Source organism: Dactylosporangium sp. CA-052675 (assembly GCF_050947935.1).
Lineage (GTDB): Bacteria > Actinomycetota > Actinomycetes > Mycobacteriales > Micromonosporaceae > Dactylosporangium.
Genome location: NZ_CP192010.1, coordinates 1,702,231 through 1,728,089, shown reverse-complemented (window position 1 = coordinate 1,728,089; position 25,859 = coordinate 1,702,231). Strand labels below are relative to the sequence as shown.

21 protein-coding genes and 1 pseudogene are annotated in these 25,859 nt (G+C 74.4%); 10 read left to right on the top strand and 12 right to left on the bottom strand.

The window, feature by feature from the left end:
- The first annotated feature begins 38 nt into the window (after window positions 1-38).
- Window positions 39-386 carry a hypothetical protein gene (locus ACQP1P_RS07730; protein WP_433084464.1) on the top strand — a complete coding sequence of 116 codons (348 nt, stop codon included), beginning with the start codon at window positions 39-41 and terminating at the stop codon, window positions 384-386.
- On the opposite strand, the gene ACQP1P_RS07725 is transcribed toward ACQP1P_RS07730, so the two are convergent.
- Window positions 365-1,732, bottom strand: a complete 1,368-nt coding sequence (locus tag ACQP1P_RS07725) for a hypothetical protein (protein ID WP_433084462.1) — start codon at window positions 1,730-1,732, stop codon at window positions 365-367. The two genes, ACQP1P_RS07730 and ACQP1P_RS07725, sit on opposite strands and share 22 nt — an antisense overlap.
- A gap of 1,353 nt (window positions 1,733-3,085) precedes the next feature.
- Between ACQP1P_RS07725 and ACQP1P_RS07720 the strand changes: the two genes are divergently transcribed.
- The 3 genes and pseudogenes from ACQP1P_RS07720 to ACQP1P_RS07710 all read left to right on the top strand — a co-directional run bounded on the left by ACQP1P_RS07720 (window position 3,086) and on the right by ACQP1P_RS07710 (window position 9,217).
- On the top strand, window positions 3,086-4,342 hold the full coding sequence (locus ACQP1P_RS07720; protein WP_433084460.1) for a bifunctional pyridoxamine 5'-phosphate oxidase family protein/GNAT family N-acetyltransferase: 1,257 nt from the start codon (window positions 3,086-3,088) through the stop codon (window positions 4,340-4,342).
- Window positions 4,264-4,458, top strand: a pseudogene (locus ACQP1P_RS07715) (hypothetical protein); the annotation flags it as partial. The gene ACQP1P_RS07720 and the pseudogene ACQP1P_RS07715, both read left to right, overlap by 79 nt.
- A gap of 256 nt (window positions 4,459-4,714) precedes the next feature.
- Complete coding sequence (locus tag ACQP1P_RS07710) at window positions 4,715-9,217, top strand: ATP-dependent helicase (RefSeq protein WP_433084458.1); 4,503 nt, start codon at window positions 4,715-4,717, stop codon at window positions 9,215-9,217.
- 561 nt (window positions 9,218-9,778) lie between these two features.
- Here the strand turns inward: ACQP1P_RS07710 and ACQP1P_RS07705 are convergent.
- Entirely contained in the window at window positions 9,779-10,543 is a 765-nt protein-coding gene (locus tag ACQP1P_RS07705; protein WP_433084456.1) for an SAM hydrolase/SAM-dependent halogenase family protein, read from the bottom strand.
- A gap of 18 nt (window positions 10,544-10,561) precedes the next feature.
- On the opposite strand from ACQP1P_RS07705, the gene ACQP1P_RS07700 reads away from it, so the two are divergent.
- From ACQP1P_RS07700 to ACQP1P_RS07675, 6 genes are all read left to right on the top strand, one after another.
- Complete coding sequence (locus tag ACQP1P_RS07700; RefSeq protein WP_433084454.1) at window positions 10,562-11,494, top strand: LLM class F420-dependent oxidoreductase; 933 nt, start codon at window positions 10,562-10,564, stop codon at window positions 11,492-11,494.
- A gap of 44 nt (window positions 11,495-11,538) precedes the next feature.
- Window positions 11,539-13,140 (top strand): cellulase family glycosylhydrolase, encoded by a 1,602-nt coding sequence (locus tag ACQP1P_RS07695; RefSeq protein ID WP_433084452.1) that lies wholly within the window; start codon window positions 11,539-11,541, stop codon window positions 13,138-13,140.
- Entirely contained in the window at window positions 13,141-13,614 is a 474-nt protein-coding gene (locus ACQP1P_RS07690) for an N-acetyltransferase family protein (protein ID WP_433084450.1), read from the top strand.
- A 12-nt stretch (window positions 13,615-13,626) separates the two neighbouring features.
- Window positions 13,627-14,088, top strand: coding sequence for a hypothetical protein (locus ACQP1P_RS07685; RefSeq protein WP_433084449.1), 462 nt, complete (start codon window positions 13,627-13,629; stop codon window positions 14,086-14,088).
- 3 nt (window positions 14,089-14,091) lie between these two features.
- Window positions 14,092-14,904, top strand: a complete 813-nt coding sequence (locus tag ACQP1P_RS07680; protein ID WP_433084447.1) for a DNA-formamidopyrimidine glycosylase family protein — start codon at window positions 14,092-14,094, stop codon at window positions 14,902-14,904.
- Window positions 14,905-15,169: 265 nt separating this feature from the next.
- Window positions 15,170-15,991, top strand: coding sequence for a hypothetical protein (locus ACQP1P_RS07675; protein ID WP_433084445.1), 822 nt, complete (start codon window positions 15,170-15,172; stop codon window positions 15,989-15,991).
- A gap of 255 nt (window positions 15,992-16,246) precedes the next feature.
- Here ACQP1P_RS07675 and pspM read toward each other — a convergent pair whose 3' ends face one another.
- The 10 genes from pspM to ACQP1P_RS07625 all read right to left on the bottom strand — a co-directional run bounded on the left by pspM (window position 16,247) and on the right by ACQP1P_RS07625 (window position 25,648).
- Window positions 16,247-17,008, bottom strand: coding sequence for a phage shock envelope stress response protein PspM (pspM, locus tag ACQP1P_RS07670; protein ID WP_433084443.1), 762 nt, complete (start codon window positions 17,006-17,008; stop codon window positions 16,247-16,249).
- Between the two features lie 18 nt (window positions 17,009-17,026).
- A complete protein-coding gene (locus ACQP1P_RS07665) occupies window positions 17,027-17,881 on the bottom strand; it encodes a PspA/IM30 family protein (protein WP_433084441.1) in 855 nt (284 codons plus the stop codon).
- Between the two features lie 142 nt (window positions 17,882-18,023).
- Window positions 18,024-18,848 carry a hypothetical protein gene (locus ACQP1P_RS07660; protein ID WP_433084439.1) on the bottom strand — a complete coding sequence of 275 codons (825 nt, stop codon included), beginning with the start codon at window positions 18,846-18,848 and terminating at the stop codon, window positions 18,024-18,026.
- Window positions 18,849-18,878: 30 nt separating this feature from the next.
- Entirely contained in the window at window positions 18,879-20,696 is a 1,818-nt protein-coding gene (locus ACQP1P_RS07655) for a substrate-binding domain-containing protein (protein ID WP_433084437.1), read from the bottom strand.
- Between the two features lie 195 nt (window positions 20,697-20,891).
- Window positions 20,892-21,404 carry a helix-turn-helix domain-containing protein gene (locus ACQP1P_RS07650; RefSeq protein ID WP_433084435.1) on the bottom strand — a complete coding sequence of 171 codons (513 nt, stop codon included), beginning with the start codon at window positions 21,402-21,404 and terminating at the stop codon, window positions 20,892-20,894.
- A gap of 95 nt (window positions 21,405-21,499) precedes the next feature.
- On the bottom strand, window positions 21,500-21,997 hold the full coding sequence (locus ACQP1P_RS07645) for a CinA family protein (protein ID WP_433084433.1): 498 nt from the start codon (window positions 21,995-21,997) through the stop codon (window positions 21,500-21,502).
- 35 nt (window positions 21,998-22,032) lie between these two features.
- On the bottom strand, window positions 22,033-22,677 hold the full coding sequence (gene pgsA, locus ACQP1P_RS07640; RefSeq protein ID WP_433084431.1) for a CDP-diacylglycerol--glycerol-3-phosphate 3-phosphatidyltransferase: 645 nt from the start codon (window positions 22,675-22,677) through the stop codon (window positions 22,033-22,035).
- Window positions 22,674-24,113: a 30S ribosomal protein S12 methylthiotransferase RimO gene (gene rimO, locus ACQP1P_RS07635; protein ID WP_433084429.1), complete on the bottom strand. Its 1,440-nt coding sequence runs from the start codon at window positions 24,111-24,113 to the stop codon at window positions 22,674-22,676. The genes pgsA and rimO overlap by 4 nt, the downstream gene beginning before the upstream one ends.
- Before the next feature lie 50 nt (window positions 24,114-24,163).
- Complete coding sequence (locus ACQP1P_RS07630) at window positions 24,164-24,607, bottom strand: DUF3291 domain-containing protein (protein WP_433084427.1); 444 nt, start codon at window positions 24,605-24,607, stop codon at window positions 24,164-24,166.
- 9 nt (window positions 24,608-24,616) lie between these two features.
- Complete coding sequence (locus ACQP1P_RS07625; RefSeq protein WP_433084425.1) at window positions 24,617-25,648, bottom strand: helix-turn-helix transcriptional regulator; 1,032 nt, start codon at window positions 25,646-25,648, stop codon at window positions 24,617-24,619.
- Between the last annotated feature and the right edge of the window lie 211 nt (window positions 25,649-25,859).

Genomic DNA, 25,859 nt, shown 5'->3' with positions numbered 1-25,859 from the left:
CCACTCCCAGCCCCGGGGCCGTGCTCAACCCTCGGGCGGTGCTTAACCCGGGGGCCGTGCTCAACCCGGGGGCGGTGCTTAACCCGGGGGCCGTGCTCAACCCGGGGGCCGTGCTCAACCCGGCGGCCGTGCTCAACCCGGGGGCCGTGCTCAGCCCTCGGGCGGTGCTCAACCCGGGGGCCGTGCTCAGCCCCGAGCCCGTGCTCAGCCCCGAGCCCGTGCTCAGCCTCGACGCTCTGCCGCGGTTCCTCCCGTGCGTACGACGCACCGTGTCCTCGGGTCGCGCCGGCCGGGCGGTCGTCCTCGTCACGCGGCGGAGCGTACCGGCCTGCGCACGCCCGAGGCCCGCGGCCAAAGCCAAAGTTCAGTTGTTCAACAGGTTGTAGACAGCGGCGTTCGCGGGCGCGACCTCCGCCGCCTTCGGAACCGTGACCTGCGCCGGCTTGCCTTGGTCGCGGTAGTCGACGGTGAGCGTGCGCTCGGCCGCCCCCGCGTACGCGGGCACCGTCACCAGCACCGAGGCCAGCCGCCCCTGCGCGTCGAGCGTCACCACGAACGGCACCGCCTTCGCGCGGTCGCCGAGCGCCGCGAGCCCCGCCTGGTCCGCGAGCCCGAGATCGCCGCCGCGCGTGAGGTCGTAGGTGCCCGTGATCTTCCCGCCGGCCTCGAGCCGAGCCTGGGCGACCCGGGACACGAAGTCCTGGCTGCTGGTCGGGTCCTTGGTCTCGAACAGCCCGATGATCTCCGTCCGCGTCACCTTGGTGCGGTCGAACCGGTACCACTTCTTCGCGCTCACCCCGGCCGCCGGAATGCTCGTGCGGAAGTACCGCTCCCCGCCCCCGAGCACGATCCCCTCGAGCGAGAACTTCACCCCCGACGCGACCGAGTCGAGCCGCGCCTGCCGCTTCCCGGTCGGGTCCACGACCCCGGTGACGGTCCCGTTGTCGATCTTCATCGTGTACCCGTACGTCGTCCCCTGCAGCGCCTTCACCGCCCCCACCAGTGCGTCCTTCCCGGCCGGGTCGGTCGACGCCGCCGCCGAGGTCGACCCGGGCTGTTGAGCGCCGCCCCCGCAGCCGCCCACGACGAGCGCCACGAGCACCGCGACCACGACCCCGGCGAGCTCCTTCGCCCGCCCGCCGAAGCGCCGCCACTGCCCGCGCCCGTCGTTGCGCCCCCGGTCGCGAAGCCCCGACGCCGGTTCCGCCGCACTCTGGCGTTCCCGCCCCGCACTTCCGGCCGCGACCGGCTCGCCGGCGCTTTCGCCTTCCCCTCGCACGGCCCCGGCCGCGACCGGTCCGCCCGCGCTGCCGCCTTCACCCCGCGCGGCCCCGGCCGCGACCGGCTCCGCCGCGGACCCTAGCACCACGGACGCGGGCGGCGGGGCGTCGACGGATGCGCGTGGTTCGACGGTCACGGCCAAGGGCAGGAGCAGACGCACCTGGGCCGCGACTTCAGCGGGGGCCGGTGGCGGGACGAGCTCGCACGAGGCCCGGGCCGACAGTCCGGCCCGGCCCGAGGCGACCGCAGGAGCGACCAGCACGGCGTGGACGCCCTTGACTCCCCAGTCGGAAGGCGGGAGGCCGGCGTCGGTGTGGAGGACGTCGAGCGAGCAGGAGGTGCGGGCCAGCAGCGCGGACGGGGGACCGGCCGGAACGGTCGTCGAGGTCCGCAGGGAGCCGGCGCCGAGGAGCGACGGGGCCGACGAAGTCGCGAGCCCGCGTGTGGCCACCGGGACCGCACTCGCCGCCGTCGTCGGCTGGACAGTCAAGAAGACCGGCGGCTGGACAGTCAAGGAGACCGGCGGCGGACACGGCGCCGTGACCGCGAGCGAGCACCAGGTCCGGCCCGACAGCGCCGGAGTTCGGGCCGGGGCGGACAGGAGTGACATCGGCGGAAGCTTGAGGCCGTGTGCGCGAGGTGCTGGAGCCGCGGACGGGCCGGTCATGTCGAGGGAGCACCAGGCCCGGGCCGGTAAGAGGGACCCCGGCGCGCTGAGCACGCGGACGACCGGTACGAGCCGGCCGAGCCCGGGCGCCGCGGCCTCCGACTCCGGCCGAGGTCCGGGGCGCTCGGCCGATGGCGCGGCATCGGCGTGCGCCGGGAGGGCGACGGGCGCGGTGAGTCTCAGGTGCTCCGCGGCCGGAGGCGCGGCGGCCTCGGAGACCGCGCTGGCGGACGTGAAGTCCAGCGTGCACGTCGTTCGCGCGGACAACGGTGCGAGCGAGCACCGGGGAGCGGGGAGCGTCAGGAACCGGGCCGCCGGCAGGTGAGGAATCGTGGGCGTGAGGGTTGACCGGGGGTGGTCGGGTCGCATGCTCTTCCTCCCTGAGTGAGCGGCCGGCGCGCGGCCGGACCCTGCGGCGGGGCCGCCTACTCCCCGTTCAACCGTCGACAGGCCGTTGCGGGTGCGCAAATATTTCGGAAACGGCCGGAGCCGCGGTCGTCCCGCCATCCGACGGCGACCGGCACGATCAACTTCGCCGAGGTCAGGGGCCGTCTCGGCCGGGCGCGCCCGGGTGGCAAGGCATTCGGCGGCGCAGGAGTCGACGCGGGAGGTCGACACCTGCGTGACGTTTCTGGCCCCGGCCGCCTGGAAGTGGCTCGCCTCCCGCCGGCGGTGCGGCGTCACAGCCGGCCGAAGCAGGTCGATGAGTGTCGGTGCGGCCGGGACCGCCGTGGTCGCCCGGGACGTGGGCCGCCGGCGACCGGACCAGGACTCCGTCGCGGTTCGCACTCCGCTGCCGCCCCAGCGGTCGACGGACTGGTTGACGGAGCGGTCGACGGACTGGTCGACGCAGCGGCCGCCGGTGCGGTCGACGCTGCGGTCGACGCTGCGGTCGACGCTGCGGTCGATGGAGCGTCGGAGCGTGATGAGTGCCGATGCGGCCAGGAGCGCGAGAACGATCTGCATGGCGATGCCTCCCCCGAATGCGCGGCACCGCCCGCCCCCGTTTTGCGGGCGGTGCCCCGATCGGTGGGGACAGTAGCGAGGGGGTCCGACATTTTTGGTTGCCGCTGCTCAGGCCCGGGCTGCTATTGTACTGCCACATTCACACTTTTGTACTAGTACATTAGGAGCGCCGTGGAGACATATCAGCAGACCGCGCGCAGCACGCCGCGGCGCATGCCCGAACGGGCCTCCTACGACGTCGAGCTGGTGCACGAGGTGCTGGACGAGGCGTACGTCTGCCACCTCGGCTACGTCGCCGACGGCGAGCCGCGGGTGCTGCCCACGCTGCACGCGCGCGTCGGCGACACGCTGTACCTGCACGGCTCCACCGGCAGCCGCCCGATGCTCGCGGCGCGCGCGGAGGGGCTGCCCGTGTGCGTCGCGGTGACGATCATCGACGGGCTCGTCCTGGCTCGCTCGCAGTTCAACCACAGCGCCAACTACCGCTCGGTGATCGTCCACGGCATCGCGCGCCCGGTCGCGGACGAGGACGAGCGCGCCCGCGCGTTCGCCGCGCTCGTGGACAAGGTCGCGCCCGGGCGCGACGCCGACAGCCGGCGCCCGAGCCGCCGCGAGTCCGCGCAGACGTCGCTGCTCGCGCTGCCCCTCGCCGAGGCCTCGGCCAAGGTCCGGCGCGGCGGCCCGAAGGACGATCCCGAGGACGCCTCGTTGCCGCACTGGGCAGGAGTCGTACCGCTCGTGCTCACCCGGGGCCTTCCGGTGCCCGCGGAGGCTCAGGAGGTACCGCTGCCGGGTTATCTGCGTCCGGACAGTGATCCCTGGCGGCACCCGGGCGCGCTGCGGGGCCGCCACATCGTGCTCGAGCCGCTCGATCACGCGCACGCGCCCGGGCTGTTCGCGGCGCTGGACGACGCAGAGGTCTGGACGCACCTCACGATCCCGCGCCCGCGCTCGGTCGCGGCGACGGCCGCGATCATCGCCGCGGCGCTGGCCGACCCCGATCGGGTGCCCTTCGTGCAGCGCGACGTCGCGACCCGGCGGATCGTCGGCAGCACCTCGTACTACGCCGTCAATCCGGTGCAACGAGGCATCGCCATCGGGCACACCATGATCGGCCGGTCCTGGTGGCGCAGCGCGGTCAACACCGAGTCGAAGCTGCTGATGCTGCGGCACGCCTTCGACACCCTCGGCGCGCTGCGGGTCGAGTGGCACACGGACGTGCGCAACGAGCGCTCCCAGCGGGCGATCGAGCGGCTCGGCGCGCAGCGGGAGGGCTTCCTGCGCAGCCACCGCCGAAGGGCTGACGGCAGCCAGCGCGACACCGTGCTGTACTCCATGATCATCGACGAGTGGCCCGCCGCGCGAGACCGGCTGGCCGCGGCGCTGGACACCGGAGGCGGCACGCGCTCGGCATCACCAAACCCCTGACGTACGTGCTCGGCACGCTCGCGATCGTGCTGTTACCCGGGCCCAACTCGCTGTACGTCTTCGGCGGACGGTATCTCGCCGATCGCTTCCGGGCGCGGCGCCGGCTCGCCAAGGGGCTGACGACGCTGGCCGGGGCGCGTTGCTGGCCTTCAGCGTGAAGCTCGCGACGTCCAGCCTCTCCTGAGACGCCGCCACCGCGCCGTGCGGCCGCATTCGGGGTCCCCCGCCTGACCGGGCAGGGGACCCCTTCGCTGCCCGGCCAGGCAAGTTCGGGTGTCCCTTCGGGTGTGCATACAGTAGCCAAACCGACCAATTCGGGCAAATCGTCGCCGCTCTCAAAAAGTGTCGTACCCCCGGTGCAGGATTGTGGGCATGACAGAGCTGGAGGGTTTCGGGGCGGCGACACGCGAGTGGTTCCGCGCCGCGTTCGCGGCACCGACCAGGGCACAGGCGGGCGCGTGGCGGGCGATCAGCGCCGGCCGGCACGCGCTCGTGGTGGCACCGACCGGCTCCGGCAAGACCCTCGCCGCATTCCTGTGGTCCCTCGATCAGCTGGCCGCCGAGCCGCCCGTCGAGCCCGCCCGCCGGTGCCGGGTGCTCTACGTCAGCCCGCTCAAGGCCCTGGCCGTCGACGTCGAGCGCAACCTGCGGGCCCCGCTGGCCGGCATCCGGCAGGCCGCCGCGCGGCTCGGCCAGGAGCCGCCCGACATCCGGGTGGGCATGCGCACCGGTGACACCCCGGCCGACGAGCGCCGGGCCTTCGCCCGCACCCCGCCGGACATCCTGATCACCACTCCCGAGTCGCTGTTCCTGCTGCTCACCTCGCAGGCGCGGGAGTCGCTGCGGGGCGTCGAGACCGTGATCATCGACGAGGTGCACGCGGTCTGCGCCACCAAGCGCGGTGCGCACCTGGCGCTGTCGCTCGAACGGCTGGACGCGCTGCTGGAGCGGCCGGCGCAGCGCATCGGGCTGTCGGCGACCGTGCGGCCCATCGATGAGACCGCGCGCTTCCTGGGCGGGGCGGCGTCGGTGGAGATCGTCCAGCCGCCCAGCGCCAAGACCATCGACGTCGAGGTCCAGGTTCCGGTCGAGGACATGACGGCGCTGGGCGAGGCCGTGCCCGGCGAGGACGACGACGGGGCGCCCCGGCAGGCGTCCATCTGGCCGGCCGTCGAGGAGCGCGTGCTCGACCTGATCCAGGCCCACCGCTCGACCATCGTATTCACCAATTCGCGGCGCGGCGCCGAACGGCTCTGCGCCCGGATCAACGAGCTGGCCGGGGCCCGCGCCGGGGTGCCGCAGCCGGAGGCGGCCCGCACCCCGGCCGAGATGATGGCCCAGGCCGGCATGGCCGGGGGCGCGCCGCCGGTCGTGGCCCGCGCGCACCACGGCAGCGTCTCCCGCGAGGAGCGCAAACACATCGAGGAGGCGCTCAAGTCCGGGCAGCTGCCGGCCGTCGTCGCCACGTCCAGCCTGGAGCTGGGCATCGACATGGGCGCCGTCGACCTGGTGGTGCAGATCGAGGCGCCGCCGAGCGTCGCGGCCGGGCTGCAGCGGGTCGGGCGGGCCGGGCACCAGGTCGGGGCCGTCTCCCGCGGCGTGGTCTTCCCCAAGCACCGGGGCGACCTGGTCTCGTGCGCGGTCGTGGCCGAGCGCATGGTGGAGGGCGGCATCGAGGAGCTGCGCTACCCCCGCAACCCGCTCGACGTCCTGGCCCAGCAGATCGTCGCGATGGTGTCGATGGAGGCGTGGTCCGTCGACGACCTCGCCAAGCTGGTGCGGCGGGCCGCGGTCTACGCCGACCTGCCCGACTCGGCGCTGTTCGCGGTGCTGGACATGCTGGCCGGGCGCTACCCGTCCACCGCCTTCGCCGAGCTGCGGCCGCGGCTCGTGTGGGACCGCACCGAGGGACAGCTCTCGGCCCGCCCCGGCGCCCAGCGGCTCGCCGTCACCAGCGGCGGCACGATCCCCGACCGGGGCATGTTCGGCGTGTTCCTGGCGGGCGCGGAGAAGGCGGCCCGGGTCGGTGAGCTCGACGAGGAGATGGTCTACGAGTCGCGGGTCGGCGACGTGTTCCTGCTGGGCTCGACGTCGTGGCGGATCGAGGACATCACGCCCGACCGGGTGCTGGTCTCCCCCGCGCCCGGCGCCGCGGCGAAGATGCCGTTCTGGAAGGGCGACTCGCCGGGGCGGCCGGTGGAGCTGGGGCGGGCGATCGGGGCGCGGCTGCGCGGATTCGTGAAGTCCGGCGACGAGGCGGCCCGGGCGCACCTGCGGGCCGGCGGGCTCGACGACTGGGCGGCCGACAACCTGCTGGCCTACCTGCGCGAGCAGCGGGCGGCGACCCGGCACCTGCCCGACGACCGCACGGTGCTGGTCGAGCGGTTCCGCGACGAGCTCGGGGACTGGCGGATGACTGTCCACTGTGTCCTCGGGGCCCGCGTCAACGCGCCGTGGGCGCTGGCGATCGGGCGGCGGCTGCAGGAGCGGTACGGGGTGGATGCCCAGGTCATGCCCAGCGACGACGGGATCGTGGTCCGGCTGCCCGACGTGGCCGACGAGCCGCCCGGCGCCGAGCTGGTCGCCTTCGACCCGGACGAGATCGCCGGGATCGTCGAGGAGACGGTCGGCACGTCGGCGATGTTCGCGGCGCGGTTCCGCGAGTGCGCGGCCCGGGCCCTGCTCCTGCCGCGGCGGGACCCGCGCCGCCGGCAGCCGCTGTGGCAGCAGCGCCAGCGCTCCGCCCAGCTGCTCGACGTGGCCCGCGACTACGCCGACTTCCCGATCACGCTGGAGGCCGCGCGGGAGTGCCTGCAGGACGTGTTCGACGTGGCCGGGCTCGTCGGGGTGATGCGCGACGTGGCCGGGCGCAAGCTGCGGCTGGTCGAGGTCGAGACTGAGCGGCCCTCCCCGTTCGCCCGGTCGCTGCTGTTCGGCTACGTCGGGGCGTTTCTCTACGAGGGCGACGCGCCGCTGGCCGAGCGCCGCGCCGCCGCCCTCGCACTGGACCCGACCCTGCTCGCGGAGCTGCTCGGGCGGGTGGAGCTGCGGGAGCTGCTCGACCCGGCCGTGGTCGCCGAGACGGAGGCGAGCCTGCAGTGGCTCGGCGAGCAGCGCACCCCGCGCGACGCTGAGGACGTCGCCGAGATGCTGCGGGTGCTCGGCGACCTCGGCGACGACGGGCTCGCGGCCCGCGGCGCCGACCCGGCCTGGGCGCAGGAGCTGGCCGACCGGCGGCGCGCGATCCAGGTCCGCGTCGCCGGGGAGACGCGCTGGATCGCCGTCGAGGACGCCGGGCGATACCGCGACGCGCTGGGGGTGGCGCTGCCGGTCGGACTGCCCTCCGCCTACCTCGAGCCGGTCGCGGACCCGCTCGGCGACCTGGTGAGCCGCTACGCGCGCACCCACGCGCCGTTCACCGCCGCGGCGTGCGCGGCGCGCTTCGGGCTCGGGGTGTTCGTCGTCGAGCAGGCGCTGCGCCGGCTGCCCTCGGCCGTGTCCGGCGAGTTCTCCCCGGAGGGCGCCGGCACCGAGTGGTGCGACGCCGAGATCCTGCGCCTATTGCGCCGCCGCTCGCTGGCCGCGCTGCGCCGCGAGATCGAGCCGGTGCCGCCGCGCGTGCTGGCCCGGTTCCTGCCGCAGTGGCACCACATCAGCGGCTCCTCCCGGGCCCGCGGCGTGGAGGCCCTGGCGTCGGCGATCGAGCAGCTGCAGGGGGTGGCGATGCCCGCCTCGGCGCTGGAGCGGCTCATCCTGCCGGCCCGGGTCGGGGATTACAGCCAGGCCTACCTCGACGAGCTCACGGCCTCGGGCGATCTGGTGTGGGCGGGCACGGGCTCGATCGGCGAGCACGACGGCTGGGTGACCCTCGCCTTCGCCGACGCCGCGCCGCTGCTCCTGCCGCCGGTCGCCGAGGTGGGCGGGCCGCTGCACGAGGCCGTGCTCGACGCCCTCGCCGGCGGGCAGGCGCTGTTCCTGCGCGGGCTCGCCGAGCACATCCACGCGCCCGAGGAGGAGCTCGTCGCCGCCCTCTGGGATCTCGTCTGGGCCGGCCACCTGTCCAACGACACGATCGCGCCGCTGCGGGCGAAGCTCGGCGGGGGCGGAGCGCATCGGTCGCGGCCCTCGGCGCCGAAGTCGCGGTACCGGAGGGCGGGCTCGCTCTCGCTCGGGCGTGCCGCGCTCGCCGTGGCCCGCAGCGGCCCGCCGACGGCCGCGGGCCGGTGGTATCGGCTGCCCGAGCGCGACCTCGACCCGACCCGGCGCGCGACCGCCAACGCCGAGCTGCTGCTGGACCGGCACGGGGTCGTCACCCGCGGCGCGGTCATGGCCGAGGACCTGCCGGGCGCCTTCGCCGGCGTCTACCCGGTGCTCGCCGCGATGGAGGAGCGCGGCGCGGCCCGGCGCGGGTACTTCGTCGAGGGCCTCGGCGCCGCCCAGTTCGCCCTGCCGGGCGCGGTCGACCGCCTGCGGGGCGGGACCGAGCACCGCGACGCGCTCGTGCTGGCCGCGACCGACCCGGCCAACCCGTACGGCGCGGCGCTGCCCTGGCCCGAGCGGGTCGTCGACGTGGGCGACGGCGAGCGGTCCGGCCACCGCGCGGGCCGCAAGGCCGGCTCGCTGGTCGTCACCGTGGGCGGCGACCTGATCCTCTACGTCGAGCGCGGCGGGCGCACCCTGCTGTCCTACGCCGACGACCCGGAGCTGCTCGCCCTGGCGGCGAAGGCGCTGGCGGACGCGGTGCACGGGGGCGCGTTGGGGGCGCTGTCGGTCGAGCGCGCGGACGGGGAGTCGATCCTGCAGTCGCCGTTGCGTGACGCGCTGGCGAGCGCGGGGTTCCGCAGCACACCGAGAGGACTACGACTACGCGGCTGACCATTGGCCTCGGCTGACCATCGGCCTCGACCGGCCCGCGCCTGGCGAGTCGGCGGGCACGAACGACTCGCCGCTCCGGGCGGCGCGGCTACCGACGGCCCGGCGCGCGGGCGGGCGCCTCGCGGAGCCGTGCGCCGCGCGCCGTGCGCGTGCGGTGCGGTGGGGGCCGTGCGGCGCGGCTGCGCGGTGCGGCCCGGCTGCGCGGTGCGGCCCGGCTGCGCGGTGCGGGGCTGCGCGGTGCAGCGCGCGCCGTGCGCTGCGCGGCCGCGCGGTGCGGCGCGCGGCGTGCGGTGGGGTGCGCGGCGTGCGGTGCGGTGCTGCGCGGTGCGGTGCGCGCCGTGCGCGGCTGGTGCGGTGCGCGCCGGTGCGGTGCGCGGCTGCGCGGTGCGGTGGGTGGCAGTCGTGTGGTGTGGGACAGCGTCGAGCGCGGCGGTCATGCGGCGCAAGCGGGACACGGGAAGGCACGACGGCGAAGGCGAACGACCCGCGCGTACGACGGCCCGCTGTGACCCGGCGCGCGTTCGCTCCGCGGGCGAGTCGTATCCGGGCGGGGAGGGCGGGTCAGTACGTGATGGTCACTCGGTCGCCCGGGGACAGGGCCAGGCGCTCGGCTGCGTTGCCGCCGTTCACCGCGACTGCCGCGTAGCCCGCCGAGTCGGCGAGGAGCACCAGGGCGTTCGGGTCCGCGTTGCCGAAGGTCGTCGTGTGCAGGGCCGGAGCACCGTTCACCGCGACGTCGGCCGGGATCGGGGACAGGGCCGCGGCCGTGGCGGCCAGCTGGACGTTGCCGAAATGGTCCACCGTCTGGACTTCGGCCACCAGGCGGCCGGGGGTCTGCTCGACGTACGGCTGCGGCAGTGTCACCCAGTCCGTGATCTCCTCGCCCGCGTCGAGCAGGGCGGCGCCCTCGGACAGGCGCGCGGCCACGGGGGCGAAGATGTCGCGGCCGTGGAAGGTGTGCGAGACCTGCGGCGCGAACCACGAGCGGTTCGTCAGCGCCACGGCCGTGCCCACGCCGCCCAGCGCGACGGCCGCGGGGACGAGCAGGCCGTTGTCGGGGCCCACGAGGAGGCTGCCGTCGGCCGCGGCGATGGCGATCGGGCGGCGGGCCGTGCCCACGCCGGGGTCGACCACGGCCAGGTGGACGCCCCGCGGCAGGGACGGGACCGTCTGGGCCAGGATCGCGGCGCCGCGGCGGACGTCGCCGGGTGGGATCAGGTGGGTGATGTCGAGGACGCGGGCCTGCGGGGCGAGGCGGGCGAGCACGCCGTGGCAGGCCGCCACGAAGCCGTCCGACAGGCCGTAGTCGGTCGTGAACGAGATCATCGCGATAGTGTCCGCTCCATGCGGCTTTGCGTGTTCACCGAGCCCCAGCTGGGGGCTACGTACGAGGACCAGCTCGCCATCGCGCGCCGGGCCGAGGAGCTCGGCTTCGAGGCGTTCTTCCGTTCCGACCACTATCTGACCATGGCCGGCGACGGCATGCCGGGGCCGACCGACTCGTGGGTGACGCTCGGCGCGCTCGCGCGGGAGACCTCGACGATCCGGCTCGGCACGCTCGTGAGCTCGGCCACGTTCCGGCTCCCGGGGCCGCTCGCGATCGCGGTGGCGCAGGTCGACGCGATGAGCGGCGGGCGGGTCGAGCTGGGGCTGGGCACGGGCTGGTACGAGCGGGAGCACACCGCGTACGGCATCCCGTTCCCGCCCGTGGGCGAGCGCTTCGACCGGCTCACCGAGCAGCTGGAGATCGTCAAGGGGCTCTGGGCGACGCCGCCCGGGATGACGTACTCCTTCGAAGGCCGCTACTACGACGTCGTCGAGTCCCCGGCGCTGCCCAAGCCCGTGCAGCCCGCGGGGCCGCCGGTGATCATCGGCGGGACGGGGCCGAAGCGCACGCCGCGGCTCGCCGCGCGGTACGCCGACGAGTTCAACGTGCCGTTCGCGTCGCTGGAGGACACCGACGCGCAGTACCGGCGCGTGGTCGAGGCGATCGAGGCCGAGGGTCGCGACGGGCGCGCGCCGATCGTGTTCTCGTTCGCGCAGACGATCGTGTGCGGCGCGACCGAGGCCGAGGTCCGCCGCCGCGCGGAGGCGGTCGGCCTGAACCCCGGCGGGCCGCAGGCCGGTCAGCTGTACGGCACGCCGCAACGCCTCGCCGAGCAGATCCGCGGCTTCGTGAAGGCCGGCGCCTCCCGCGCGTTCCTGCAGGTGCTGGACCTGCGCGACCTGGAGCACCTGGAGCTGATCGCGGCCGAGGTGGCGCCCCTGCTCGACTGAGCCCGCGGGGCGATACAACGCCGAAAAGTGGGCAGTCCCCCGGCGTGCCCGGGAGCGACGCAGCACACGAAAGCGCCCACCCTCCGCGAACGCAGCGGCCGCCCGAGCGACACGAGGCGCGACAACGGGAGGACGCGTCCGAGCGGGACGACGCGCGGGAGCAGCACCACGCGCCCGACCGGGACGACGCGCCCGAGCAAGACGACGCGCGGGAGCGGCCGGACGACGCGCCGGAGCAGGCGGACGACGCGCGGGAGCAGGCGGACGACGCGTGGGAGCGGCCGGACGACGCGCCGGAGCAGCCGGACGACGCGGCCGAGCAGGACGACGCGGCCGAGCGGGAAGAGCGCGCGACGGAGCCGCTGGGTGACGAGGGAACGCCGCCGAGGCCGCGCGGGCGGCGCGTCACCCGGGGACGGCCCGGTGCCGGGCCGGTCGCGAGGCGGGCGCAACAGGGCTTCGCGCTCGGTGGCGTGCTGCTGATCCTCGTGGCGGCGCTGGCGGTACCGCTGGCGCAACCCCGGCCCGTCAAGGTGCTCTGCGTCGACGACATCGTGCAGGCCCGCGCCGTGGCCGGGCTCGCCAACTTCTCCGCCTGGCTGCGCCGCAACCACGCGACCGGGTTCATCGGCGAGATCGGCTGGCCCGGCGACCAGGACGCGGCGCAGTGGAGCCGGGTCGCCGAGGTCTGGTACGAGGCGGCCGACGCGATCGGGCTCCCCGTCACCGCCTGGGCCGCCGGCACGTGGCCCGCGAACTACCCGATGGCCGTGTACCGCCCGGTCGCGCAGGGCCTGCGGGTCGACGTGGCCGGGCCGCAGGCGCACATCGTGGAGCGGCATGCCAGTACACCCGGCTATCTGCGCGGCGTGAACCTGGCCGCGGGATCGTTCGCCGCCTCGGACAGCGACGGCGGCTTCGGCACCACGAACCCGGGCCGCTACGGCCTGGACTACACGTACGAGACGCCGTCGAGCTACGCGTTCCTGGCCGGCCGCGGCGTGCGCCTCGTGCGGCTCGCGGTCAACTGGGAGCGGCTGCAGCCGGAGCCGTTCGGGCCTGTCGACGCGACCGAGCTCGCGCGGGTGCGCGACGCGCTCGAGCACGCGCGGCGGGCCGGGCTCGCGGTCATCATCGACCTGCACAACTACGGCGACTACGCGCTCGGGGGCGGACGGGCCGGCCCGCCGCGCATGCTGCGGCTCGGCGAGTTCGCGCTGCCGACGACGGCCCTGGCCGACTTCTGGCGGCGGCTGAGCGTCGCGGCCGACGACCCGTCGGTGATCGGGCTCGGGCTGCTGAACGAGCCGACGCGGCTGGCCGCGGACGGGCGCGCGGGCGCGCTGATCTGGCAGCGTGCGGCCCAGGAGGCGGTCGACGCCATCCGCGCGACCGGGGACCGGCGGGCGATCCTCGTCAGCGGGTACACCCCCATCGGACCGCCCTCGTGGGGCGAGATGCACCCGGTCGCCTGGATCCGCGACCCCGCGCACCGGGTCGCCTACGAGTCGCACGCCTACTTCGACCACGACGGCAGCGGGCACTACTGGATGTCGTACGCCGACGAGCTGCGCAGCGTCACATGGCCGCCGCCCGCGCTGTGCCAGCGGTTGACACCGATGGGCCGCCAGGTGCTCACTGCGTAGGTGATCGATGTGCGACGGGCCGGGCCGGACGACCTCGAACCCGCGCTGGAGGTGTGGCGGGCCGCCAACGAGGCGCGCGGCCACGCGCCCGCGCCCGGGCGCGTGGAGCGGGTGCGCGCCAAGCTGCGCGAGCCCGGCGCGCTCGTCGTCGTGGCCGTCGACCAGGGCGGGGGCGAGATCGTGGCGATGGGGCTGGCCGAGCCGGGCCGGGCGGACGACGGCGCGGGGGCGCCCGTCGCCGGGGAGGGCCACGTGTCCATGGTTTTCGTCGCGCCCGCGCGCTGGGGTTCGGGCCTCGGCGGCCTGGTCCTCGACGCGCTGCACGCGGCCGGGTGGGCCCGGACCACGCTGTGGACGCGCACGAGCAACGCGCGGGCGCGCCGGCTCTACGAGAAGGCCGGATACCGCCCGACCGGGCGTACCGCGACGCTGCCCGCCGGTGACGGGATCCTGCAGCTGGAGCGGATCGGCTAGCCTCTCAGTGTCATGAGGCGTGTGGCGTACCTGCTGATCGGGCTCGGCGTGGGGCTGTTCGCCGGCTCGCAGCTCGCCGCGTCCCGGGCGCAGGCCACCGCGCTGTGGACCGGCGTCGCCGCGACGGTCGTCGGGCTCGTCATGGTCGCCGCGAGCGGGCCGCCGGCCTCCGAGCCGAGCGACGAGGGCGAGGACGGCCGTCCGACGCTCTCCGGGCTCGGCACGCGGGTCGAGCAGATCCTGCGCACCGCCGAGGAGCAGGCGGCCGGCCACCTCCGGCAGGCCGAGAAGGACGCCCGGAAGGTGCGCGCCCGCGCCGAGGCCGGGCTGTGGCTCGTCCTGCGTGAGGGCGACGACGGCGAGCGGTACGAGGTGGCCCGCCTCGAGTCGCGCTCGGACGCCGACTCGGTCGTCGCCGCGCTCGAGGCCCGCGGGCACCTGCAGCGCTACTCCGTGGCCCCGGCCGGCGGCTGACGCGTGCCCGAGGGCGACACCGTCTGGAACACCGCGCGCGTGCTCGGCGCGGCGATCACCGGCCAGACCATCACACGCAGCGACTTCCGGGTGCCGCGGCTGGCGGCGGCCGACCTGTCCGGCTGGACCGTCGCCGAGTCCGCGTGCCGGGGCAAGCACCTGCTGCTGCGGCTGACGAAGGACGGCCGGGAGCCGCTCACCCTGCACTCCCACCTGCGCATGGACGGCGCGTGGCGCACGTACCGGCCGGGCGAGCGCTGGACCGGCCGCCCCGCGCACCTGATCCGCGTCGCCCTGCACACGCCGGCCGCGGTCGCCGTCGGCTTCCATCTGCACGAGCTCGACCTGGTGCCGACGCGCGAGGAGGCGCGGCTCGTCGGTCACCTCGGCCCCGACCTGATGGGCGAGGACTGGGACGCCGACGAGGCGGTGCGCCGGCTGCTGGCCCGGCCCGAGCGCTGGATCGCCGACGCGCTGCTCGACCAGCGCAATCTCGCCGGGATCGGGAACCTGTACAAGGCCGAAACGCTGTTCCTGCGCGGCGTGTCACCGTGGACGCGCACCGGCGACGTCGCGGACCCGGTCGCGCTGGTCGCGAAGGCCCACGCGCTGCTCAACTCGAACCGGGGCCGCTTCACCCAGACCACGACGGGCTCGCTGCGCCGCGGCGAGACCAACTGGGTGTTCGAGCGCGCCGGTCAGCCCTGCCGCCGGTGCCGCACCACCATCCGCCGCTGGACCGGCGGCGACCACGATCGCATCACGTACTGGTGCCCGCACTGCCAGCCCGGGAACGGGCCCCCGGACCGGGCGTGACCGCGCGGCCGCACGAGCACGAGGTCGCCCTCGGTGTCGAGGTCGACAAGCCAGGAGCGCTGGATGTCGTACGGCATGTGCACCCTCGTGACGCTAGCCAGCCTGCCCCGGAATGCCCCATTCCCTAAGCCAAATTTGAAGCCCCGTTATTTCGCGACGTATCCGTATCGGCCGCTCGGCGGTTGTTACCCCCGTGACCGGCGTGCTTCGGGATGGCGCGCACGGGGTAGGGTGCTGGCCGGTACGTCTCATGGGGAGGGGCGCGATGGATCACCGGCTGACCCGGCGCGGCCTGCTCGCCGGGTTCTTCGCGGCGGCCACGCTGTCCGCGTGCGACGGTACGCCCCTGGTGACGCCCACCCCCACGAACTCGTTCAACCCGCCCCAGGACCAGCCGATCGCGACGTGGGAGCTCACCGGCGGGTTCACCGCGGCCGGGATCGCCGCCCTGCGCCCGCCCCGCCTCGTCGTCTACGGCGACGGCGACGCCATCGCGGACGCGACGTACCGCTCCCGCCTGGACCCTGACCAGCTGCGCACCCTCGCCGGCAGCCTCGCGGACGACCTGCGCGCGGGCGCGGCGCAGAAGAAGCCGACACCGACCATGACGATCGCCGACGCGCCCGTGACGAAGGTCTCGGTGTGGTCGCCGGCGGGGCCGCTGACGTTCACGGCGGAGGGGCTCGACGAGCTCAGATCCGATCACGTGTACGCCGATGTGCTCTACGACGCCCGCGACCGCCTCGCCGCCGTGCACAAGACGGTGTCGGCGACCGCGCAGCCGTACCTTGCCACCCGCGTCCGCGTCGTGGCCGTTGCGGCCCTGGAGGGACAGGCAGGCACCGGCTCGCCGATCGTGCCCGACCCGGGCCCGTCGGCGACGGTGAAGCCGTGGCCGACGGGGGTCACGCTGCCGTCCCCCGACGCGGAGGGCCTGCGGCGCACCGACTTGGACGGCGACGCGGCGCGGGCGGCGGTGCGGATGCTGACGCGGGACCTGGATCAGCGGGGGGCCTGGCCGACGTACCACATGGCCGACGGCACCGTGGTCCGGGCGAGCTGGCGGTATCTGCTGCCGACGGAGTGAGCCGGCCGCTGCTCTTCGCTCCCCCGGCTTGACTTCGCGGGGGGTGTTTTCGAAAAGTCGGGCGCTCCGCGCCGCGACTTTTCGGATTTTTCGCCGGCCGGGGCATAAAACTGAAAAGTCCGATTACGGAGTGTCGACTGTTCGCTGGGCGGAGCGCGCCCTGCTGCGGCCAACGCGCCGCCGACGTGACTCAGGCGATCTGCGCACGCGGCGCGGAAAGTCCGATCACGGAGTGTCGGGCGCCGCCGACGTGACTCAGGCGGTCTGCGCACGCGGCGCGGCCTGAGGATTGCGCAGGTCCGCAAGCCCCTCCGCCACCCCGCGCAAGAACGCCGTCGCATCCGCCAGGCTGCCGACCGCCGCATTGTCCTCAGCGACACATCCGGCGGCGGCGGTCACGAACTGCTCGTACGCGGTGACCCCCTGCTCGAGCTGCTCGGCGAGCATCCGATGCGCGGGCCGCAGCGCATCACCCGAGGGCCCGATGCGCATCGTGCGCTCCACGGACGCGCACCGCTGCGCGAGATCGCGCAGCTGCCGCTCGGCCACCGCCGCGTCCAGTACGGCTCCCTCGGCCGCCGGCCCCAGCCGCCCCACCAGCCCGCTGAGCATGGTGGCGGCACGGTCCAGGCGGCGCCAGGGCTCGGCGACGGTGAGGCCCCGCAGCTTGAACGCGTCGCGCTGCCGGTCAAACTCGGCGATCGCGCTCCGCCCGGCCGGAAGCCGCTGGACGAGCCCGACGAGCTTCTCCCGCGCCACGGTGCCCGCGAGCGCCGGATCGGGCTCGGCCGGCACCGGCAGCGCCCGGAAGGCCCGGTAGTCCAGCCAGCGCCACCAGGTGACGGCGATGGAGCCGCCGGCCGCGGCCGCCCAGAACGCGTCGGGCAGGCCGAGGCCGGCATACGGCACGAGGACGGCGGTCGCCCCGGTGAGCAGGCCCGCACGCACGGTCCAGCCCCGGGCGGAGCGGTGCAGTTTCCGCAGCCGCTTGAGGTGCTTGGTCCGATCGCTGGCCATGACCGCCCCCAATCCCGGTCAGCCCGCGCTGGCCGAGTCTCCAGCCTGCTTGTCCTTCATGCTGGCCCGGATCTCGTCGAGCCGGGAGATGCTGGCGTCCTTCGGCCCCGCCGCGGCGACCGAGGGCGACTCCGGCGCGGCGGCGAGCTTCTCGCCGGCCATGCTCGCGCGGATCTGGTCGAGGCGGGAGCTGCCGGCCATGTCGAGGGTCGAGCGCTGCACCTCGAGCATGCGGCCCTCCACCGAGTTCGAGGCGAGCTCGGCGCGGCCCATCGCGTTGGCGTACCGCCGCTCGATCTTCTCCCGCACCTCGTCCAGCGACGGGGTGTTGCCGGGGGCGGCGAGGCCGCTCATCGACTCGAGCGACTTCGCGACGGTCTCCTGCATCTTCGCCTGCTCGAGCTGGCTGAGCAGCTTCGTGCGCTCGGCCAGCTTCTGCTGGAGCATCATCGCGTTGTTCTCGACCGCCTTGCGCGCCTGGGCGGCGGCGTTGAGGGACTGGTCGTGGAGGGTCTTGAGGTCCTCCATGCCCTGCTCGGCCGCGACGAGCTGGGTGGCGAACACCTGCGCCGTCTGCTCGTACTGCGTCGCCTTCGCCTCGTCCCCCTCGGCGCGGGACTTGTCGGCGAGCATCAGCGCCTGCCGCGCGGAACCCTGCAGCTTCTCGACCTCGGACATCTGCCGGGACAGCCGCATCTCCAGCTGCCGCTGGTTGCCGATCACCGCCGCGGCCTGCTGCACGAGCGCCTGGTGCTGACGCTGCGCGTCCTCGATCGCCTGCTGGATCTGCACCTTCGGATCGGCGTACTCGTCGATCTTGGCACCGAACAGCGCCATGAGGTACTTCCAGCCCTTAGCGAACGGATTCGCCATTTCGCGGTCCTCTCTCGGCCAGCACGGGGACGTGCAGCTTCTATCGTGTCAGGCTCGCGCTAGAGCGTCACGTCCGGTCGCGGGCCGACCCCCGGAAAATCACTGTCAAACACGTACATTGCGGACACAAGTCAGGGGGATCTCAGGGCTGCTGGCCCGGGACATCCCCACCCGAGAGCGCCGAGCGCGACAGCCGCTCGGCCTCGGCCAGGCCGGCGCGCAGGCCCTCGAGGTCGTTCGTGAGCTCCGCCACCTTGGACGCGGTCAGCGGCGCGCCGCCGACCGTGGTCGCATGCAGGGCGACCAGCTCCGCCATCCGCGCGACCAGGCCCTCCATGCCCAGCACCGCGGACTGCATGCGGGCCAGGAGCATCTCGCGGGCCTCGCGCAGCCGCTGGCCCACGTCGAGCTGGTCGGCGACGGCGCGCCGGGCCCGCTCCCGTTCGTCGCGCAACGGTCCCGGGGGGAGGCCGGACAGGCCGCGCTGCAGTTGGTTGTACTCCTGCCGAAGCCGCTGCGTGTTGATCCCCGCCGCCGTCTGGTCGATCAGCGTCACCTGCCCGGCGAAGCGGGCGAGATCCCCGAGCGCCCCGGCGGCCGAGTCGTCGACCTCGGAGATCTGGCTGCGCAGGATCGGGTCGCCGGTGCCCTCCGCCTGCCGGCGCAGCGTGCGCACCGCGGCCTCGGCGCGCTTGAGGAACCGCTCGGCGTCGCTGCCCCGCGGCGGGGTGGGCAGGTTCGGCGGCGGCGCGGCGTTCACCGGCCGGGGCGATGACCCTCCGCGGTCGGTGAGCACGCCGAGGCCGACCCGGATCCCGTACACCGCGCCCGCGACCGCGAGCCCGACCGGCACGCCGACGAGCAGGCCGGCCGGGGCCAGGGCGGCCGCCACCGCACCGCCCATGCCCCCCAGCACGCCCGCGGCGACGAGTCCCCACGGCTCGGTCAGCTGCTCCTTGACGCCCACGACGGTAAGTGTGCCCCTTCGACCTGAGGATCAGAAGTTGCTGAGGACGTTGACGAGCACGTTGTTGATCGTCGTCGGGTCGCTCGCGTCGTACGCCGCCGCGCGCGAGGCCGAGGAGATCTTCTGCAGTACTCCCAGGTCGGCCTGCCCGCCGTAGGCGATGGTGAACACGCGGACCGGGATCTCCTTGTCCGACGTGTCCACGTCGCGCACGAGCGCCTCGAGGTCGCTGTCCTTCGGGTACTCGTTCTTGCCGTCCGTGAGCACCACGACCGCGTTGATCCGGCTCGGGTCGCTCAGTTCGACCATCTTGCGCTGGGCGGCCCGCGTAGTGGCGTACAGGGCCGTCCCACCCTCGGCGCTGATACCCCTTATCACCTGCTCCAGCTTCGCCTTGTTGGCCGACAGCGCGGCCACGGGGACCTGCTCGGTGTACGGCGTGCTGGCCCCGGCGATCTCGGTCGAGAACGTCCACAGCCCGACCTCGTCGTCCGGCGCGAGCAGCGTCAGCGACTGCAGCGCCGCCTGCTTGGCCAGCTCCATGCGGGTCTGGCCGTTGCCGGCGTCGTTGTTCATCGAGCCCGACACGTCGAGGACCAGCAGCACCTTGGCCCGCTTGCGCTGCGCGTCCCACGTGCTCAGCGCCTTCTCGAGCACCTGCGGCGACGGCGGGTCGATCACCGTGTACTTCGCGTCGGGCAGCAGCCCGTTCTCGCGCGTGACCGCCGAGCCGGCCTTGCCCTCGAAGGTGCGGAAGGCCAGGTCGGTGAAGCGCTTCTGCTGGCCCGCGTCGCGCACGTAGGCCAGGAAGTCGGCGGCCGCGGCCTTCTGCTCGTCGCTGGCGTTGCTCAGCACCACGTACGGGTGGTCGCTGACCAGGGTGCCTTCCTTGGGGTAGACGGCGACGAGCGGTACCCGCGGCTTGGTCCCCTTGCCGGCCAGCGCCGGGTCGCCGGTCGGGTTGCCGGTGTTGTAGTCGTAGACCGACTTCTCCTCGACCGCGACCGCACTGACGTAGTTGAGCCCGCGCCCGCCCTGGTCCGCCGCGAGCTGGTTGGACAGGAACGTCAGCGTGGTGTCGCCGTAGTGCACGACGCTGGACTCCACCGACTTGACGTACTGCAGCACCTTCGGGTCGGCGAGATCCTTGTCGGTGAGGTCGGTCGAGCGCCCGGTGGCGGCGAAGTACGCGCCGACCGTGGCGTTGAGCCCCGACGTGGAGAAGTGCGGGTTGGTCTTGCCGAGGCGGAACCGGCCCCACTCGGGGTGGCCCTTGGAGCCCCAGCCGTTCGGGTCGTTGATCAGCCCGAAGACGTCGCCCCAGCCGATCTGCTTGTCCGGCCACCCGAGCGCCTCGGCCATCGGCTTGGGCATGGCCAGTACCAGCGGCGACTGCGCGATCATGGGCAGCTTGCCGTCGGGGACCAGGCCGCCCTTGTCGCCGCTGGCCAGGCGCTGCTTGAGCAGCGCGACCCACGACGCCGACGCGGGGGTCCAGACCGCCGGCTGCGCGCCGTCCTTCTTGGTGTCCCAGCCGGCCGCGAGCGCGTCGAGTGCCGCGCCGGAGGCCTTGGTCTGCACCACGGGGTCGGCGCACTTGCCGTCGAAGCGCCGGTCGGAGTTGATGTAGCTCTTCGCGAACTCCGTCATCAGCGCGGCCTTCTCGCTGGACGCGGTGATGTTCAGCGTGATACAGCCCTCACGACGCGGGTTGTCGGCCTTGCTGTCGCCGCCCTTGTCGTCGCCGCGGTTGGCGAGGAAAAGATACACGCCGCAGATCGCGAACACGCCGATCACCGCGGCGATGATGATCGGGAGCGGGTTACGCCGCCGGTTCGGGTAGCTCACGGCCCCAAGTGTGGCAGGTCGCGTCGAATCCCGATCAATCCCCGCCGGACCGCTGCGCGCTCAACCGCCGCGGCCGACGCCGATCACCGCGCGCACTCAGACGCCATGACGACGCCGACCGGCACACTCAAACCGCCGCGGCCGACGCCGATCCCCGCGCGCGCTCAGACGCCCGGACGACGCCGGCCGGCACACTCAGGCGGCGTAGACGACGTCCCGCTCGCGGTCCACCGGACCCCGCGTCGCGCGCAGGGTGGTCCGCAGCGGCCCATCATGACGTACGGCCACAGAAAGCTTGGCATCCGCGGCGATCTTGGCCTTCGGCGCGCCGCGCACGAGCCGGGCCTGGGGCGCCTCGCCGGCCGCGGCGGCCGCGGGCACCGGCTCGGGCTGATTCGCCGGCACCTCGTTGGCGCCCGACGTGGAGTCCGGCGCCGGCTCGGGGGCACCGACCGGCACGAGCACCGGCGGCAGGTCCTCGGCCAGGGCCAGGGTGTCGCTCACATCCCGCAGCACCTCGGACAGCGCGGCGCCCAAAGCCTCGCAGATGGCGGCCAGCAGCTCGCTGGACGCCTCCTTCTGGCCGCGCTCGATCTCCGAGAGGTAGCCGAGGCTCACGTTGGCCGCGGTCGACACCTCACGGAGGGTCCGGTGCTGGGCCTGCCGTCGCGCTCGCAGCGCGTCACCGATCACCCGACGAAGCAGCACGGTGGCACCCCCTCTGACGCAGCTGGCAAGACCGCGAAGAAACTGGTACTCGTCACGGTACCTGGTGAGACGCCGATCGACACCCTGCCCCGCCGTTATGAGACAGCGAGGGTCTCGGCCAGCAACCCGACGGCGGCCTCGACCGCGCCGCCGCGCACCGCGGCCCGGTCCCCCGCAAGGGTGAATTCCCGCACCTCGACACGGTCAGGTTCGCCCGGTCCGGGCGGCGGCCCGACCACGGCGACGTAGACGCGCCCGACCGGCTGACCCGCCTGCGGATCCGGCCCGGCGACCCCGGTCGTGGCGGCCGCCCAGTCCGCGCCGCACCGCTCCCGGGCCCCGGCCGCGAGCGCCGCGGCCACCGAGGGGTCGACGGGCCCGTGCGACGACAGCAGCGGCGGCGGCACCCCGAGGAGCTTGGCCTTCAGCTCGGTCGCGTAGGCCACGATCCCGCCCCGGAACACCCGGCTCGCCCCCGGCACCTCGACGAAGGCCGCCGCGAGCAGCCCGCCGGTCAGCGACTCGGCCACGGCAAGGGTCTCGCCGCGCTCCTTGAGGGCCGCCAGAATCGCGCCCGTCCGATCCGATGACACCCGAGCCCCTCTCCCTAGGCGACCGGCACGTCTCTTCAGGCGACCGGCTCGTCCGCCGGCGGGGCGACCGCCGGCGCCGCGCCAGGGCCCGGCAGCACCGCGCCCCCGCCCCGGGCCAGTGACGCACGCCGGATCCGGATCGCCCGCATCACATAGTCGGCGCCGGTGACCACCGTCACCACGACCGCCGCGGCCATCAGCCACGGGCCGATCTGCGCCAGGCCGTGCGGCAACGGCGTGAGATACCACCCGATGGCCAGAATCTGCAGCGCCGTCTTCGCCTTGCCACCCCGGCTCGCGGGCATGACCCCGTGCCGGATGACCCAGAAGCGCAGCGCGGTCACGCCCCACTCGCGGACCAGGATGACCACCGTCACCCACCAGGGCAGCTGGTCGTAGAAGGACAGCAGCACCAGGGCGGCGCCGGTCAGGGCCTTGTCCGCGATCGGGTCGGCGACCTTGCCGAAGGAGGTGACGAGGTTGTGGGCGCGAGCGATCCAGCCGTCGACGTAGTCGGTGGCGGAGGCCACGATGAAGGTCAGGCCCGCGGCGAGCTGCCAGGCGTCGTGGGTCATCCGGCTGGCGACGACGCACAGCACGAAGACCGGCACGAGCACCATGCGCACGACCGTGAGGACGTTGGCCGCGTTGAGCAGCGGCACGGGCTTGACCTGGGTCATGGCGCCGCCGGGCTGATCAGCTCGGTCGGGGTCGCGATGAGGTCGACGCCGATACTCTCCGTGACCTTGGCCCGCACGAGGTCGCCGGGGCGCAGCGACGCCGGGTCGACGTTGCCGCCCGCCACGAGGGTCGTGGAGCCGTCGACCTCGGGGGCCTGGTGGGCGCCGCGGCCCTCGACGTCCACGCCGTCGGGGTGGCGCTCGACCGTGTCGACGAGCACCTCGACGATCGACCCGACCCGGTCGCCGGCGCGCTGGGCGCAGAGCTCCTCGGCGAGGGCGCTCATCCAGTCGTACCGCTTCTTGACCGTCGCCACCGAGACCTTGTCCGGCAGCCCGGCCGCCTCCGTGCCGTCCTCGTCGCTGTAGTCGAACACGCCGATCGCGTCCAGCCGGGCCTCGGTGAGGAAGCGCGCGAGCTCGTCGACGTCCTCGCGGGTCTCCCCCGGGAATCCGACGATCACGTTGCTGCGGGCGCCCGCCTCCGGGTCGAGCTTGCGCACGGTCGCGAGCAGGTCCAGGAAGCGCTCGGTGGAGCCGAAGCGGCGCATCCGGCGCAGGACGGGCTCGCTGGAGTGCTGGAACGACAGGTCGAAATACGGGGCGACGCCCGGCGTGGTGGCGATCGCCTCGATCAGCCCGGGCCGCGTCTCGGCCGGCTGCAGGTAGGACACCCGCACCCGCACGATGCCGGCCGTCCGGGCGAGCTGGGGCAGGAGCTTCTCCAGCAGCCGCGGGTCGCCGAGGTCCTTGCCGTAGGAGGTCGAGTTCTCGCTCACCAGGACCAGCTCGCGCACCCCGTTGGCGCCGAGCCACTCGGCCTCGGCCAGGATCTCCTCCGGCGTGCGGGAGACGAACGCGCCGCGGAAGGCCGGGATGGCGCAGAACGCGCACCGCCGGTCACACCCGCTGGCCAGCTTCAGCGGCGCGACGGGCCCCTGGTCGAGCCGGTGCCGCATCACCCCGCGCAGGTGGGCCGGCAGGTGCCCGGGCGTGACGACCGTCGCCTCCCGGCGCGCCACCGGCGTCAGCGGCAGCAGCGTGCGCCGGTCGCGCGGGGCGTGCGACGGGATGGACTCGCCCGCCAGGATCGCGTCCAGGCGGGCGGCCATGTCCGGATAGTGGTCGAAGCCCAGCACCGCGTCGGCCTCGGGCAGCTCACCCGCCAGCTGCTCCCCGTAGCGCTCGGCGAGACACCCCGTCGCGACGACCTTGGCCCCGGTGTCGGCCGCGGCCAGCAGCGTGTCGATCGAGTCCTGCTTCGCCTTGGCCACGAAGCCGCAGGTATTCACGAGCACCACGTCGGCGTCGGTCCCGTCGGTGGTCACCGACCAGCCGCCGTCGGCCAGCCGGGCGGCGAGCTCCTCGGAGTCCACCTCATTGCGGGCACAGCCCAGGGTGAGCAGGGCTACGCGGCGGTCAGCGTTGGTGGACATGCTGTCGAGGGTACCGACCGGGGCTGACAATTTGCGGATCGGATCCGGCCTCAGGGAGCCGGGAACACGTCTCGGAACGTGAAGGCCTCCGGCGTCGGCCCGGACGTCCGGAGCAGCTCAAGCCGCTCGCGCGCCTCCGTGAGGCCCGGACGATGGCCGGACGGGACCCACCAGAGCACGGCGTGCGCCTCGCCGAGCGGCACGAACCACTCCCGTCGCCGTCGCAGAACGTCGAGGTGACCACTACGGAAGGTGTACTGTCGCAAATCCTCCAGCGACGCCCACACCGACATGTTCACCATGAGGTCACCGCCGAACGGCCGCAGCGAGGTGGCATCGGCACCGCCGTCGTCCACGAGCCGCCACACGAATCCCGGGTACCCGTCCGCGACCGCGTTGATCCGGTCGATATCGGCGTAAAAGCCCGCCATGCGGGGATCGTCGCGCGGCCCGACGGGCACGCCGACGTTGAGCTGAGCCAGGTGAGCGGTCATGGCGGCAGTCTAAGACAAATTTCCATTGTTTTTAGTACCGGCCGGGCGCCGGTCGCGCACCCCGCCCGCACTGGACGCCTCGCCCTGCACACCGCCCGCTGCTTCCGCCGCCTCCACTGCTTCCGCTGCCTCCGCTGCTCCCACTGCTTCCGCTGCTTCCGCTGCTTCCGCGCGGAGCCTGTCGCCCCGCGCACCGTCGCCCGCGCCCGACTCGTCGCCCCGCGCATCGTCGCCCAGGCCCAACTGGTCGCCTCGCACATCGTCGTACGCGTCCGCGCGAAGCTGGGCGCCCCGCGCATCGTCACCCGCGCCCGCGCCCAACTGGTCGCCCTGCGCGTCGTCGTGCGCGTCCGCGCGGAGCTTGTCGCCCCGCGCACCATCGCCCGCGCCCAACTGGTCGCCCTGCGCGTCGTCGTGCGCGTCCGCGCCCGCGACGAACCGGTCCACGACGACGCAGCACCCGTCCGGCCGCGGGTCGATGCGCGCCCCGCTTCCGAGCGCGCCCCGCAGCAGCGCCAGGTTGGCCCCGCACACTGCGCCCGGATGCGTGCGCGCGACCGCGTCGAAGGGGCAGTTGCGCAGCCGCCACACGTCGCCCTCGGCGTACGGCTCGTACCCGAGCCCCCGCAACGTCGCCTCGGCGTCCTGCCCTTTGAGCCGGGCCCCGGTACGCTCCGCCGCCGCGTACAGGGCCGGCTCGACCCCCGCCTCGGAGACCGCCTCGGCGAAGACCTCGGCCAGCACGCGATACCCCCGCGGCGGGAGGCTCACCGAATGCTCGGCCGCGGAGCGCCGGTACAACTTGGAGGGCCGCCCCGCCCCGGGCCCGCTACGCCCCCCGAGCCGCGCGAACGCCACATCGAGCAGCCCCGCCTCGGCGAGCTTGTCGAGATGATGCGCGGCGAGCGTGCGCCCGATCCCGAGCGCCCCGGCGACCTGATCCCGGCTGACCGCGTCCCCGGCCGCCGCGACATGCTCGTACACCGCCCGCCGCCGCGGGTCGGCCAACGCCGCCAGCGCGTCGATCTCCTCGTCCGGCACGCGTTCAACTATCGCAGCAGCCCCGCCCGCGTCCGCGCGCCCGCCTCGAAGCGCCACCCCCACGCCGGCGCGGCCGCACCGCCGCGCCACCGCACCGCCGCGCCACCGCCACCCGCACCGCCCCGCCACCGCCACCTGCGCGCCCGCCTCGAAGCGCCACCCCACCCCGCGCGGCCGCACCGCCGCGCCACCGCCACCCGCACCGCCCCGC